Below are 14,139 nucleotides of genomic sequence, written 5' to 3'. Positions count from 1 at the left end.
TTGAATTTCTTACGGTTCATATTGGACACATCCTCTCCCAATTTTTATTGTAAGGGACTTAACTAAAATGTGTCCATGAAACTATACTAACACCATTTGAAGCTTTTTCCAATTGATCAGATGGAGACATACGAAGTTTCAACAAAGGTAAATTCACCAAAAAACGAGGGTCCTGACCTCATAATTAAAATATAGGCCTGAACCCTCTAAGTCTCTCTTCACACTCATTAACCTTGGCCAATAATATCAGCCATATCAATAAGAAGTTTAATAATTGATTAATTTCCCCCTTGGACACCCAAGGTGTATTAACTTACATCATAAATTATGAAGGTGGCTAACCCCCTCTCAAAGCTTTAACCCTGTAGCATTCGCTTTTGTTTTATATATCATCTGATAACATATTCAGACTGTTGCACAAAAAAGACCGGGAGAAAATCCCCCGGTTACCTATATCCAAATGCCACATTACTTCATCACGCTTGCGGGAAGTCCTGATTAAGCAAATAAAAGAGCGATTGAGATGGGTGTTGAAGTATGAAATAACAGAAGGGGCAGTAATTTCCAACCCCTTCCGTGGAGAAAGGCAGACCAAATGTTTGTTAGCCCTTTAAACCTCAACCGTTTCTCGCACTTGTTGATGGAGAGGAGGAGGAACCAGCCATCCTTTTTCCTTTTGCATTCTTAACAATCTTGCGCCAAGCTGAGCTTTAGAGGCATGAATTTGGCCAAACATCATGCCGATATCTTCCCGGATACTTTGTCCCATAATGGTGCTGCAAGCTACCAGGCCACTGGTAATATCCCTGGATAAAGTTGCCGCGATTTCAGGATCATTAAAACGAGCGCCGACAGGAATACTTTCCAAATCTGCTTTGGGCCGCTCAGGAGGTGTAGGAGGCAGCCCGACACCGTTTGCTTTGAGTAACTCCTCGATTTGGGACTCTTCCCGTTTGGCAGCATCAATGGAGTCTTTAAGAAAACTCCGCAATTCTTCATCTCCGGTATGGTTCATAAACGTTTGGTAAGCAGCGATTATTCCTTTCGCGGCCATCAGATAAGACCAGGTTCCGAAAACCTCTCCGTAGTGCATCGGTTGATCTTGGGGGTTTCCACTTAAAACACCCATAAACATCCTCCTTAAAATTGACATAGTTTGGGTCCCCTTCATAAATAATTTGACCCCATTATATAGGGTTGAGCATAACCGCGGAAAGTATAGGCGGTAAATGTTTCCTACTGGCTACCCGCTGACAGCAAGGAGATCGAACAATCGGCACGGAGAATGCAAGAAGATGTGAATAGTCCACAAGAACTTGATTACGAACTGCAGAAGACCGATCCTTAAGGAGTTTAACCCAACATGTTCAGACCTCGGGTGCCAATGCGAGTACTGCACAAAATATGGGAGAACAAAATCGGCTTGGAGAGCATTAAACCTAAGAGATAAATGTTGCTTACCCTTTTTATAAAGCTAGGATGGGTGTACACTAAAATTGTATTCTTAGTGTGACAAATCATATTCAGGATTATGCCTTAGACAAATTAATCCTAGACCTTCAACAAAAGGAATGGCTGTCCCTTTTTTACCTGTATGGAACAGCCATTTATCATTTTAACCGTCTGGTGTATTTAATGTTGCGTTGGTGTGCCGTGAATATAGGGTGGTTGGGGATTTAAGTGGGGTGCTTGGCCCATGGCTTCCGGGTTCTCAATATACTCAAAACGGCTTTCTCCATCAAAACTCTTCCCTGCTGCCCAACGTCCCTGTTTGCTCTCATCCCCTTTTGAAAAATTCATGAAGGAATATGCCACTTGTTGTTTTTGCATCTCTGCAGGGAACGTGCTGGGGACCACCGGGTTTTGCGTTTGTTCCAGTTCTTCTATGGCCGCCATCCATTGATTTTGATGCATGGCGTCCCTGGCTATCAGAAACGATAACATGTCTCGAACCCCATGATCCGTTGTGGATTCATATAGACGAACGGCTTGAAGGCGACCTTGGGATTCGGCATTTAAATTGGCTCGAAAATCGGCTAACAAATTGCCGCTGGCAATGGTATAACGTGAATTCCAAGGATAACCTGCACTGTCTGTGGGGGTGGCCCCTAAGCCCGAAACGATAACATGCTGGGGATTTATCCCTCCCAGTGCCGCTTCTATAATTGGATTTTGAGCTGCTTCTTCTTGATGCTGAACCGGGGCTCCATCAAGCAATTGGGCAATCATCGTGGCCAGCATTTCCACATGGGCTAACTCTTCAGTTCCTATATCTAAAAGCATATCCCTGTATTTCTTTTCAGCTCTGCAATTCCAGCCTTGGAATAAATATTGCATGGCCACTGTGATCTCCCCAAATTGTCCACCCAAGATTTCCTGCAGCTTTTTAGCGTAGACAGGGTCTGGCTTGTCCGGCTTGGCATTATACTGCAACTCTTTAATATGAAAAAACACACGTATCCACTCCTTTGGCATATGAAACAGGCTTTAGTAAAGTTTCATTAGCTTTATTTTTCTCAAAGTAGACAGGATTATTACATTAATGGTTCCTTGCTTCAGCCCCGCAAAGGATTTTCATAATTCCTCTCCTCATCACATATAGAGATGATGCCTTTCCTTCTTAATGGGTTTGGCATTTGTTGCCATGTACAGCCTGGAAATTGCTCTGTCTATCAATTAATAACCAGTATCCGGTAGAAAGTTACCCAAGTTATTAAATGTAGTATAACAAAATAAATGAGCAGAACCATGATGTAAATGGCTCTACTCATTACTATTATGAGGAGAATTTGGTCTTAAACAGTTTCTCATCTTCCTCAAGTACAATTCACAAAGAGTTTTTCAATAAAACGTAATGGTTCTTTTTTCTCCTTCTTCCTGTCATTGAATTATATAGCCTTCTACTTAGATAAATGCAATAACTTAAAAAGCGGTTGCTTGTTTTTCACAATATCTTCGAGCGTGTATTCATCTAGTACGTGTAAATAAGCTTGGAGCGCTTTATTTAATACATGCCGTAAGCTGCATACTGGTGAAATAATGCATTGATTATTCTTTTGATCAAAGCATTCAACAAGATTAAAATCTTCCCCAGATTTGCGAACAACTTCTCCAATATTAATTTCAGATGGGGATTGTGCAAGCCTAATCCCTCCATTCCGTCCCCTAATCGTTTCAATAAAGCCATTTTTTCCTAATTGGTAGATCACCTTCATTAAATGGTTTTTCGAAATTCCATATACATCAGCAATTTCCTGTATATTGGAAAGTTCTCCATTTTGTTTGGTCGCCAAATATATTAATACCCTCAAAGAATAATCGGTATAGTTCGTTAACCTCATTCTAATCCTCACCCTTAATGAATTGATATTGAATATTATATTATATATACCAATCTTTAACGTCTGTTAAACAAAGTGTGACAGTTTTTTTAAAGATGTATTTAAAATATTGCTTTTACACTTGAAAAGTATTAGCTTAAAGATGTATTTAAAATACATCTTTTTTGAACGAAGGAGTGAACAAGATGTTATCTCAAAAAACCATCGATATTGTAAAATCTTCAGTACCTGTACTTGCAGCAAGAGGAACGGAAATTACGAAACACTTTTATAAAAGAATGTTTAAAAACAATCCTGAACTATTGAATATTTTTAATCATACTAACCAACAACAAGGCAGACAACAAACAGCATTAGCAAATAGTCTTTACGCAGCAGCACAATACATTGATCAACTTGACGCGATCGTCCCAGCTGTCAAACAAATTTGTCATAAACATGTTAGTTTAGGCATAAAAAAAGAACATTATTCAATTGTCGGAGAAAATTTATTAGCTGCAATGAAAGAAGTTCTTGGAGATGCTGCAACAGATGATTTCCTTTATGCATGGGAAGAAGCTTACTGGGTTATTGCAAAAGTATTTATTGATATGGAAGAGGAATTGTACAAAAAGGCAGAAAGCCAACCAGGTGGATGGAGAGATTTTAAACCGTTCGTAGTTGCAGAAAAAGTAAAAGAAAGCTCAGTTATTACTTCCTTTTACTTAAAACCAAAAGCTGGAGGACCTGTACCACCCTATTTGCCAGGACAATATATAACTGTACGGGTAAAAGTAACAGATGACACCTATTTGTCAAATCGCCAATACAGTTTATCGGATGCACCTGGAAAAGGTTATTTTCGAATTTCTGTAAAACGTGAAGCGGAACCAAATAAACCTCAAGGAAAAGTATCTAATTATTTACATGACCATATTCAAGTAGGGGATGAAATTGAAATCAGCGCTCCAGCAGGTGACTTTTTCTTAAAAGTACAAGATTCCACACCAGTTGTTTTCATAAGCGGTGGTGTCGGACTTACACCAATGATGAGCATGCTCAACACAATTGCAAAAGAAAATGCTGAGCGGTCTGTGGCATTTATACACGCTGCAAGAAATGAAGAGGTGCATGCATTCAAGAAAGATGTAGAAGAATTAGTTGAGAGATTACCGAATGCAAGCAAACTTTTCTGTTACGACCAACCTATAGAACCAGAAAACGCAGATATTACAGGACATATTACAAAAGATGTCTTAAAAGACTACGTAAAAGATGGAGCAGATTATTATATTTGCGGGCCTGCACTATTTATGAAAGCGATGGTCACAAACCTAACAGAATTGGGAATTCCAGCAGAAAAAATACACTACGAATTCTTCGGACCTGCCATCAAGTTTGATCAAATTAAATCAAATTAATAAGACTGTAACTGTTTAATAAAACTAATTACCTTGTGCCAAAGTATTGGTGACCTATAGGACACCTTCCCCCGAGATAGCCATTATGTCTGTAGGATTATGCTGTCAAGGGCATTTCGTGGCATATCCTCGCTATCGCTTTGGTATTCTACGTTCCCTTGACAGCCATGGCATATTCAGCCTGCATATGAAGAATCGCTCTGATGTGTTCAGTTAAATCAGTCTGCAAAGCCTTGGGGGCAGCATCCAGGATGTCACGCATAAAATACTGTGTAGTCAACTTAATTCTGAGTTAGGGATTTGAAATTGGCTTGTTTTTTGTTTAAACTCGATTCGTCTTTACACAATTATACGGACTTAACTTCACTACTTAATAATATATCGAGGAAATTTTGTTAATCTTCAATCTCCACTTTAAGAACTTGGCCAACATATGCATCAACTTTAACCTCATATATGTGCTGAGGAGTTCTTATATATACTTCATATACCAGTCGTCCGTTTTCCGTATCCATTTCAACTTTAATTACCTGTCCAGGTATACGTTGCAAAGCAATTTCAACTGCTCGTTGCCTTGTTATCATATTAGAATTAAAGTTATTCCAATTGTTGTTGTCCCACCAAGGATTTTGCCAATAATTATTGTCCCAATTGTTGTTCCAGGTGGGATACCAATAAGGTGGCCATACAGGATTGTTCCAGTTGTTGTTCCACCAATTATTATTCCAATCGTTATTGTTCCAATTGTTATCCCATGGACGATATTCTCCGCCTAAGCTTAAAGCTTGAGGTGGGATAGGGCAGTAATACGGATATTGGAAATGCTGATCCACTATCATTCTCCTCTCCATAATTTTTAGACATCAAGATCAGATTAGGCATTCTATTCTATGCATATACCTATAATGCCTCCACATCCTTAAGTAAAAATAGGCATTTTCCCCATAAACAAAATAAAATGCATCATTATTTTTCCTGAAGATATTGAACACTAATCAACTTGGGCCAGACTTCATAAACTGTTACCCCAAACGCATCAGCTATTAAATCCGCATTTTTTAGAGTCGGGATTTTCCCATCGATGTATGATTTTACCGTGTTCCTATGGATACTAGTCTTTTTAAATAGCCAAGTAATAGGACGTCCATCAAGCAACTCCTTTATCTTGTTTTCCACCTGAGACACCTCCACCTAAAACATTCTGCTTTTCTTTTGTCGAATCCTTCGGCGAACCATATCTAGTTATGACGTAATATGTAGATACAAAAAAATAAACCTTCCACCCGGCTTGGGTAGGAGGCAATACTATGGCCCAATAAATTAACAACAAGAGGGGCAACTCCTCTTTTTCTCTCTTAACGACTTGTTATCCCTCTATATCTATGTGTATGTCGAATAGCACCACTAACTGTGGTTACTCCGCTAAATTCATGATAATGTCCACCATTCGGGAGTGGGATCGCTGGTCCTGTTACTCCCCGAATGACATGTCTGTGTCCTTCATCAAATGAAGTAAAAGTAAAATAACGATGCCTATGCTGAATACCACTCGGTGCCGGTTCTGTTGTCCCTGCATATCGATGATTATGCCCTACATCAAATGAAGTTACACCTTTAAATTGATGGGTATGAACTGGCCTGCCATCCCATGAAGTGATATAGAGGGTATGCGAATGTAAAGGACCATCAGCTTCTGAATCATACAATAATCCAGTTACAGGTACCTCTTCCATTGTTTTTAATCCACCCTTTCGAAAAAATTTACTTATACACTTTATGCTTTGAAGGACGGAAAAGGGTGGGGGTTTGTCTAAAAGAGGTAAATTTGGATCCTATAGCTTTTACCATCCCTGCCAATGTTTTTTAGGCTTCTAGCCGCCAAGTAAAAAAACCCCCACCACTATGGTGAGGGCTCAGTTTGTAGACAAAGTCTCCTAAAGAGGCAGATCTCCAAGTTTTTTTAATAAGCGACCCCACGGCCAAGGAAGCATCCACATCCTACAATAATTAAAAGCACGAACAAAACAACAATTAACGCAAAGCTATCCATACTGATCTCTCCTTTCATGGATTGTTAACCATATATGATGGTCTACAACATTTTATTATGGCACTGCCAAAAGAGGAAAGGCGGCCATCCCGTCACAAACAAAAATACACGGATCACCAAATTCAGATGTCCATACCCCTTTTGATTCAATGTCATACAATACATTGAATGGACAAAGGGGGTGAAATGTTATGCCACATCCTATGTACCACATTGCCAGACGTTATATGGGCATGCCTGTAGAAATTCGAATGGTGGATGGAGGCTGTGTAAGAGGGACCATATGCGGGGTCACTCCTTACTATGTAGATCTCATGCCATTAGGAAGGGGCGTATCTACCAGCTCCGAAACTAAAGCGCAAACCGCAGATGGAATAGCTAAAAAAGAAACTGGAACTGAAATTCAGTTCCTGAGGATCCCTTTCAGACGAATTCTCTTTATTTTTTTACTTCTTGCTTTATTGCGTCGCCGCCGTGGATTTTAGCCATATCTTGACGGACGAACAAGTTCACTGTCATATTTACCAAGATTATCTGGATGAAGCAGAGTATTTGTATCATACAGATAAAAAACAAAGAGATTTACGCAATGCGAAAGAAAACCATTGAAGGCGTATTCGCAGATCTAAAAGAAAAACATGGCATGTATTGGATCACCCTAAGGGGTAAAAATACTATACTTGTTTTTGCTGCCATGAATTTGAAAAAATTGGCTACATGGAAGGGAAAACAAACGGTTCCCTTATTTTTTTGTCTTCATTCACAACAAAACCCCTTCTGAACCTTCGGTTCACAAGAGGTTTGTCTTCAGTCTGTGGCTGGTCTATATGGACCAGTCGTTTACCTAATGCTGTCATGACCTTTAAAACTACAGAAAACGTTTCGAGTTGCTTAAACAGGGTTTCGTTGGCCGCCTTGTAGTTGGGCCATCAATTGAACGAATTGACGCTGATGCTGTTGCAACGTATTTTGATGTTGAATCAATTTTTGTCTCAATTCTTCACTGCCGGCATCTGCCGCCATAATAGCGAAAGCACTAGCAGTTTGCTTTTCAAACTCAGCAGCGTCAAACAACATGTCTGTATCTTTCATATGTTAGATCTCCTTTCTATTGAGGGAATTGGTTCATCATTTGTTGAAACTCTTGAGCTGTCTTTTGTTGAACCTGGCTGATTTGCGAAAATAGCTGTTGGACCTCGGGGTTGGTTGCGTTTTGAGCATAGAATTGATACTTTTTAGCAGCTAAGTTCTCCAGTTTGTATGCATCACGGGCGATGTAGTAATCCTTAGCCACCATGTTCACCTCCTTATTGACATAGTTCGGTTGCATTTATATTGTTATCATTCCTAATCGGTATGAAGATATTCAGCAGCAAATACGCCTTTCTTGTGTAGCTTTAAACTAAGATGGGTATTTTTGAGTATCTAATCAACCTGTTTTTCTGAATAAAGACAACAGTTATATGACAACCTTAAAAGAGAATATATGACGAGGAGGACAAGTCATGCGAAAAATATTCATGAGATTGGGACTAGCATTATGTATAATGCTCGGAACGATCTCGTCTGCTTTGGCCCATTCACATAATGGCTGGTCCCAGACGAACACACCCATTGTTGAAACCGGACAACAAGTGTATGTCGAGTTGTTGTTTGGTAACCATTCCAATGATCATACCAGTTACCGGATCGATCAAAACTGGGGAATGGAGGACTCTCAAGTAAAAGTGATCACACCTTCCGGTCAAACAATGGATATTACCGATCAATTTTTTTATATGGGGGAATTGGCTGAAGTGGATGAAGAGCGTATTGGAGTGAATAACTATTACGCTGGCTCCTTCCAAACCAAAGAACAGGGTGCATACATTATTGCTGCGGAAGGAAATTTTACTTACGGCTATGAAGAAGAACCGACTTTGCGCAGTGCCAAGTCATTTGTAGCATCAAGCAAGGTCCCGAACTTAAAAAAAGCGAAAAAAATAAAAGGCTTCGACAAACAAGTAACACCTGAACGTGCTGAATTAATACCTTTATTTAATCCGGCAGCGGTCACACCGGGTACAGAAGTCTCAGCCCAGCTCCTCTTAAAAGGAGAACCTATATCAGGGGTTGAAGTCGCTGTTATTCGCCGAAGTGATTCGTCGGATATCCGCATGCAAACGGATCAAGAGGGTAAAATCACATGGCAAACCGGAGAAGCCGATTATTACTTGGTTCGGGCTGAAATTAAAGCCGAGGATCATCAGCAAGATGATCAAGATTATGAAGCTACAATGACGTTTTTTGTACAAAAATAAGGTTTGGATTAAAAAAGTGACAGATACGTGAAGACTGTCACTTATTAACTTTACTTATTTTTATGCAGCTAACTTTTATTGTCTGGAGGGGATCCTCTGAGCTTGAAACGCATCCTGGGGCACTCCAGGTTGAATATGATTATGTTACTTATTCTCCTTGATTTTGCTTAATATTTTGTATGTTGTCATTATGTTTAAACTTAGCTTTTATTATCGAGTTTCTTCTGTAACAAAATCAATAAACACAGGCGATCTCATTAAGCCTTTCCTTGTCCAGTTCCTAAATTTTACTTTAGCTTTAATCAATGGTTCCAGTCGAACAATATCCTCTGTTTCTTCAACGATCAACTGACGACTCACTTCAGAAAAGGCTTTTTTATGTTTTGGAGGTACACCAAGTTCAATCACACCAACTGGACGACCATTAATTTCGGCTAACCAACCAAACTCATCTTTTCGATATCCTGCTATCTCCACTGTTTCATACTTGTAGTTTATCGTTTTTAGCCATTCCTTTGAACGTTTACCCTCGTACTTGCTGTCCTTAAGTTTGGCTACAATACCTTCCAAGCCATGTTGCTGTATAGCTTCAAACAAAGCTTCTCCTTCACCTTCCACATAACGGATTACACTAAAAAAGGCATTTTCTTCTACAACATCACTTAAAATCTTTTTCCTTTCCATTACATCCAGAGAGCGCAAATCCTCTCCATCATAATAGAGTATATCAAATGCCACAAACTGCACAACAGGACCGCTACCGCCCTGAAAACGCTTCATAACAAGTTCAAAATCAGGCTTGCCCGTTTCCCTATCTAAAACCACAACCTCTCCGTCAAGTATGATGTCTTTGCCATTTAACACTGGAACATTAATGAGTTCTGGATACTTAAAAGTGCAATTGTTACCGTGCCGGGTATAGAGCTTGGCTTCATCTCCTATTTTGGAGACTAACAGCCTGTGCCCATCAAATTTTGGCTCAAAGATATATTTATCGTCACTAAAAGGTTTATCTGAAGTTTCACATAACATAGATACCAAGAACATATGCTACACCTACCTTACCGTAATTATAAACGGTAAGATAGGTAAATTAGACTAGGAAATAAAGGTAAAATTTACTTAGACCTCCATGCCGCAAAAGCGGCACCAGCAGATGATGAAAATAGTTCGTCCATGTATACTTAATTTTAGGCTGGCCAGCGAGGTCGTCTTACCTTGGTGCCATGAGCCCGTTAATTAGACAGACCCCGACGACCTGGTGCACCACAGACTGTTGCTCCCTGGGGAAGCACGCGGGATAGAATGACGTGTATGGTCGTTGCATCGCCAGCCTGTGTTTATCACATGTTAGGCATGGGGGGAACGAACATGGACGTTATCCATACTCATGTTTGTGGATTAGACGTTCATAAGAAGAACGTCGTCGCTTGTATTATTACTCCGGATCATCAGGAGATCCGCACGTTTTCTACCATGACTGAAGACTTGCTTATGCTTGTAGACTGGATCAAGGCGCATGGCGTCACTCACGTGGCCATGGAAAGACCGGGATCTCAGCAAGTTAGAACAAGAACTTCTGGATGAAAGTCTTACCAGGGAATTTAGATAGGGGTTAGGCCTAAATATGCGCTTCCGTATATTTAATAACGATTTAAGTCCACAACAAACCATGATATTAGGTTTTGCTGCCGTTATCTTAATCGGTACCGTTCTTCTGGCGTTACCGATTTCTTCAGCTACTTCCCAGAGCATAGGATGGCTGGATGCTTTATTTACTGCAACTTCAGCGGTATGTGTAACGGGTCTGGTTGTTCTGGATACCGGCTCCGACTTTTCTGTCTTTGGACAGCTGGTCATTATGCTCTTGATCCAAGTTGGCGGACTTGGTTTTATGACATTTGGTGTGATTTTTGCCATCAAGAGGCGGTATACCAAGCTGCTTTTCATTCCGTTTCAGCGTTTAATAACGCTGGATTTTCTTTGTGGCCCGATAGTCTGAGTCAATATGTAGGGGATCCGGTTGTCAACTTGACCATTTCCGCTTTATTTATTATTGGCGGTCTTGGCTTTACGGTGCTGGTGGACATTTATGAAAAGAGAAAGTGGCGACAACTGACGCTCCATTCCAAAGTTGTGATCTTAACATCGTCCATTTTAACGCTAAGCGGCTTTATCGTTATCTTTATCATGGAATCATTTAACCCGCAGACGTTCGGTCATTTGACCCTGGCTGAACGCCTGTGGGCATCGTTCTTTCAGGCCGTCACACCCCGTACAGCCGGGTTCAACACCATTGATACGGGTACCATGATGAGTACAAGTTTATTGTTTACGATTTTTCTCATGTTTGTTGGGGCTTCGACAGGCTCTACAGGGGGAGGGATTAAAACCAACACTCGCTGTGCTCATCATGACACTCAGAAGTGTTGTCAAAGGGGAAGAGGATGTGACTGTCCTTAAAAGAAGGATTAGTGACAATCTTGTCTTCCAGGCGCTGGCGGTTATTATTCTCTCCTTTGGCATTGTATTGTTGGTTAGCTTACTGTTAACCATTACAGAACATACGGCTCAATATGATTTTTTGGAGATTTTATTTGAAGCAACATCCGCTTTCGGAACCGTAGGCCTATCCATGGGTGTGACAGGTGAATTGTCGCCGCTAGGGAAATTAATTGTGATTACCACGATGTTTATTGGACGTTTAGGTCCGCTAACCTTTGCTTTTGCCCTGGCCTTAAGACCAGCTAGATCTAAAATTAGATACCCGGAAGACAACATTTTAATTGGCTAAGAGACCGGGAGACATCTCCCGGTCACAGACTGAAGACAAACCTCTTTTGAACCGAAGGTTCAGAAGGGGTTTTGTTGTGAATGAAGGCAAAAAAATGAGAGAACCGTTGGTTCTCCACTTCCACGTGGCCAGCTTTTTTTCAAATTCATGGCAGCAAAAACAAGCATCGCCTGCATCGTGTTTTTCTTCTTACCCCTTAGGGTAGTCCAACGCATGCCATGCTTCTCCTTTAAATCAGCAAATACGCGTTCAATTGTTTCTTTGCGCATTGCGTATATTTCCTTGTTTTCATTGGTATGCCAAATGCTCTACCTCGTCCAGATAATCCTGCCAGATATGCCGATGAATAATTTTTGTATGGTCTCGACTTTGGGTACATTGTGAGAGCATCGGGCAATTCTTGCAAAACTCTGGATCAGATTTATATTGGCGATATCCTTCACGGGTGGTTGTACAGTACTCAAGGGTTTGCCCTGCCGGGCAAATGTAACAGTCATAATACTCATCATAAACATATTCATGTTTTCGAAAGAATCATTTTTTCGTTTGGGGGCGTGTATAGGGCATAACAGGACGGATATGATCATCAATAAGCATCTTACTAATGTGTAGCGTTTTATAACCTGCATCAAGAGCAACAGCTGAAGGCTTTCCTATCTGAGTTTTAATTTTTTCAAAAAGGTCCGCAAAGACCTGGCTATCGTGGATGTTACTAGGCTCTACAACGGCTCCCAAAACAAATCCATTCTTGTCACAAGTCTTGTCACAAGCCGTGTGATAAGAATAAGCAAACAACCTTTCCCTTTCATTCTTAACAAAATAACCACTCTCAGGATCCGTTGTACTTTCCTTAACTTCTTTTGTTTCAGTTGTTGCCTTGGGAGCCAAAGGCTTTTTTCCACGATTCACCCGATCTTCGTTAATTTCTTTCATGAGGTTTCAGTTCTGACTTTCTTCTTGATAAATTTCTTTTTATTGGCATGAGCTTTAACGTGAGTAGAGTCGATAAAGATGACCTCCGGATCAACAAAGCCATGCTCTACAGCTTCTTTCAGAATACGATAGAATATTAGGTCAGTGTCTTGAAAACGACGAACATAATTTTTGCCAAAGGTTGAGAAGTGCGGAATTTTTTCCGTTAAATCGTAACCTAAGAACCATCGATAGGCCACATTCGTTTCAATCTCCTTGATCGTTTGGCGCATAGACCTAATACCAAATAAATATTGGATTAAAGCAATTTTAATAAACACCACAAAGTCTATATTTGAGCGCCCATTGTCTGGTGAATAATAATCAGTAACCAAATCACATAAATAAAGTCAAAATTGAATAGCTTGGTCGATTTTTCGAACTAAATGATCCTTCGGTATCATCAATGGAAACTACTTCAAACTGATACCGAGTTTTCGTTTCGATAACATGCCGTAAGCCCCCTCAAGACATAATCCTACTTTATATATTCAACAAAAAAGCTTGTAGACCTTCTGTACCTTCGGTACTTTGTCTACAAGCTGCACGGTATTCATTACCGTTATGATTCAATTACCTGACTCATTTAAATATAATGAAATAATATAATATACTTAATCTATAAGTATACGTTCATTTCGAAGCGTTGGAAAGTACAGCAACTACCCATATGAGAACAAAAACAATTGATGTGGGGTATAAATTACACGGCTATTCGTGTTGTATGTGTACGCTGTCAAGGGAAGGGAACCACAGCGACCCAAAATTTTAAATATTACTGTGACTTGTGCTTTTTGCTATGGAGAGGGTAAGATCAATTTATATAAGGGTAATAAATAAAGTAAGTGAATCAATTTCATAATTGCTCATCGTAAAAGTGCTCGAAGAGCACCAATTCTAAGACTCTCGTTTTAAAAAGCGAGTTTTAAGCGGCTCTTTGGGCAGTTAGTAATTCAAGATTGATACGATCACAAGCTAATTTTGAAGCATTGTACACAAGGGTAATCAGGTCGAAATGAGCTTTTGCACGTTTACCAGTTCTATAACGAATATTGTTTAATTGAAAATATTCCTTTAGGTAACCTATCACTCGTTCTACAGCAGTACGTTCTTTAAAAATGCTCTGCCAAGCTTTTGAGCCACGGGCCGGTGCTGTGTATCGTCGCAAGTCGGTTGTGATTCTAATCTTATACACTTTTTGGCAAAGGGAATCATGTGCAAGCGGACAGTCTTTGCACTCCTTAGGACGTGTAAACTTCAATGTTTGGTACTTTGAGTCAAA

At 40.1% G+C, this 14,139-nt stretch carries 14 protein-coding genes and 4 pseudogenes; 6 read left to right on the top strand and 12 right to left on the bottom strand.

Annotated elements, in window-relative coordinates:
- Positions 1–610: 610 nt before the first annotated feature.
- The 3 genes from J2S00_RS19160 to J2S00_RS19150 form a co-directional block, all read right to left on the bottom strand.
- Positions 611–1,129 carry a DUF3231 family protein gene (locus J2S00_RS19160; protein ID WP_307343742.1) on the bottom strand — a complete coding sequence of 173 codons (519 nt, stop codon included), beginning with the start codon at positions 1,127–1,129 and terminating at the stop codon, positions 611–613.
- Positions 1,130–1,632: 503 nt separating this feature from the next.
- Entirely contained in the window at positions 1,633–2,454 is an 822-nt protein-coding gene (locus tag J2S00_RS19155; protein ID WP_307343739.1) for a manganese catalase, read from the bottom strand.
- Between the two features lie 446 nt (positions 2,455–2,900).
- On the bottom strand, positions 2,901–3,341 hold the full coding sequence (locus tag J2S00_RS19150) for an Rrf2 family transcriptional regulator (protein WP_307343736.1): 441 nt from the start codon (positions 3,339–3,341) through the stop codon (positions 2,901–2,903).
- Positions 3,342–3,526: 185 nt separating this feature from the next.
- Here J2S00_RS19150 and hmpA point away from each other — a divergent pair, with 185 nt between their 5' ends.
- Positions 3,527–4,741 carry an NO-inducible flavohemoprotein gene (gene hmpA / locus J2S00_RS19145; protein ID WP_307343734.1) on the top strand — a complete coding sequence of 405 codons (1,215 nt, stop codon included), beginning with the start codon at positions 3,527–3,529 and terminating at the stop codon, positions 4,739–4,741.
- Between the two features lie 395 nt (positions 4,742–5,136).
- Here the strand turns inward: hmpA and J2S00_RS19140 are convergent, their stop codons facing one another.
- The 4 genes from J2S00_RS19140 to J2S00_RS19125 form a co-directional block, all read right to left on the bottom strand.
- Positions 5,137–5,574, bottom strand: a complete 438-nt coding sequence (locus J2S00_RS19140) for a PepSY domain-containing protein (RefSeq protein WP_307343730.1) — start codon at positions 5,572–5,574, stop codon at positions 5,137–5,139.
- Positions 5,575–5,707: 133 nt separating this feature from the next.
- Positions 5,708–5,917: a helix-turn-helix domain-containing protein gene (locus J2S00_RS19135; RefSeq protein WP_307343728.1), complete on the bottom strand. Its 210-nt coding sequence runs from the start codon at positions 5,915–5,917 to the stop codon at positions 5,708–5,710.
- Positions 5,918–6,096: 179 nt separating this feature from the next.
- Positions 6,097–6,474 carry a YmaF family protein gene (locus J2S00_RS19130; protein WP_307343725.1) on the bottom strand — a complete coding sequence of 126 codons (378 nt, stop codon included), beginning with the start codon at positions 6,472–6,474 and terminating at the stop codon, positions 6,097–6,099.
- 227 nt (positions 6,475–6,701) lie between these two features.
- Positions 6,702–6,809, bottom strand: a complete 108-nt coding sequence (locus J2S00_RS19125; RefSeq protein ID WP_307343068.1) for a YjcZ family sporulation protein — start codon at positions 6,807–6,809, stop codon at positions 6,702–6,704.
- Positions 6,810–6,982: 173 nt separating this feature from the next.
- Between J2S00_RS19125 and J2S00_RS19120 the strand changes: the two genes are divergently transcribed.
- The gene (locus tag J2S00_RS19120) at positions 6,983–7,276 is read left to right on the top strand and encodes a hypothetical protein (RefSeq protein WP_307343722.1); all 294 of its coding nucleotides are present in this window, start codon (positions 6,983–6,985) and stop codon (positions 7,274–7,276) included.
- 31 nt (positions 7,277–7,307) lie between these two features.
- Positions 7,308–7,572 (top strand): annotated as a pseudogene (locus tag J2S00_RS19115) (transposase); the annotation flags it as partial.
- A gap of 110 nt (positions 7,573–7,682) precedes the next feature.
- On the opposite strand, the gene J2S00_RS19110 reads toward J2S00_RS19115, so the two are convergent.
- Complete coding sequence (locus tag J2S00_RS19110; protein ID WP_307343719.1) at positions 7,683–7,883, bottom strand: spore coat protein; 201 nt, start codon at positions 7,881–7,883, stop codon at positions 7,683–7,685.
- A 16-nt stretch (positions 7,884–7,899) separates the two neighbouring features.
- Entirely contained in the window at positions 7,900–8,085 is a 186-nt protein-coding gene (locus J2S00_RS19105) for a ferritin family protein (RefSeq protein WP_307343716.1), read from the bottom strand.
- A gap of 211 nt (positions 8,086–8,296) precedes the next feature.
- Between J2S00_RS19105 and J2S00_RS19100 the strand changes: the two genes are divergently transcribed.
- Positions 8,297–9,091 (top strand): DUF4198 domain-containing protein, encoded by a 795-nt coding sequence (locus tag J2S00_RS19100; protein ID WP_307343713.1) that lies wholly within the window; start codon positions 8,297–8,299, stop codon positions 9,089–9,091.
- Between the two features lie 210 nt (positions 9,092–9,301).
- Here J2S00_RS19100 and J2S00_RS19095 read toward each other — a convergent pair whose 3' ends face one another.
- Positions 9,302–10,123, bottom strand: coding sequence for an ATP-dependent DNA ligase (locus tag J2S00_RS19095; protein WP_307343710.1), 822 nt, complete (start codon positions 10,121–10,123; stop codon positions 9,302–9,304).
- A 339-nt stretch (positions 10,124–10,462) separates the two neighbouring features.
- On the opposite strand from J2S00_RS19095, the pseudogene J2S00_RS19090 reads away from it, so the two are divergent.
- Positions 10,463–10,648: pseudogene (locus J2S00_RS19090) on the top strand (IS110 family transposase); the annotation flags it as partial.
- Positions 10,649–10,718: 70 nt separating this feature from the next.
- Positions 10,719–11,885: pseudogene (locus J2S00_RS19085) on the top strand (TrkH family potassium uptake protein).
- Here the strand turns inward: J2S00_RS19085 and J2S00_RS19080 are convergent.
- A pseudogene (locus tag J2S00_RS19080) lies at positions 11,874–13,261 on the bottom strand (IS1182 family transposase). The pseudogenes J2S00_RS19085 and J2S00_RS19080 overlap by 12 nt on opposite strands.
- A 521-nt stretch (positions 13,262–13,782) precedes the next feature.
- Positions 13,783–14,139 (bottom strand): transposase (locus J2S00_RS19075; RefSeq protein WP_307343707.1); only part of this gene is annotated, 357 nt, incomplete at its 5' end.

It is taken from the genome of Caldalkalibacillus uzonensis, assembly GCF_030814135.1.
GTDB lineage: Bacteria > Bacillota > Bacilli > Caldalkalibacillales > Caldalkalibacillaceae > Caldalkalibacillus > Caldalkalibacillus uzonensis.
Note: the sequence above shows the minus strand (reverse complement) of the source record. Positions and strands in the feature narration are given on the sequence as shown.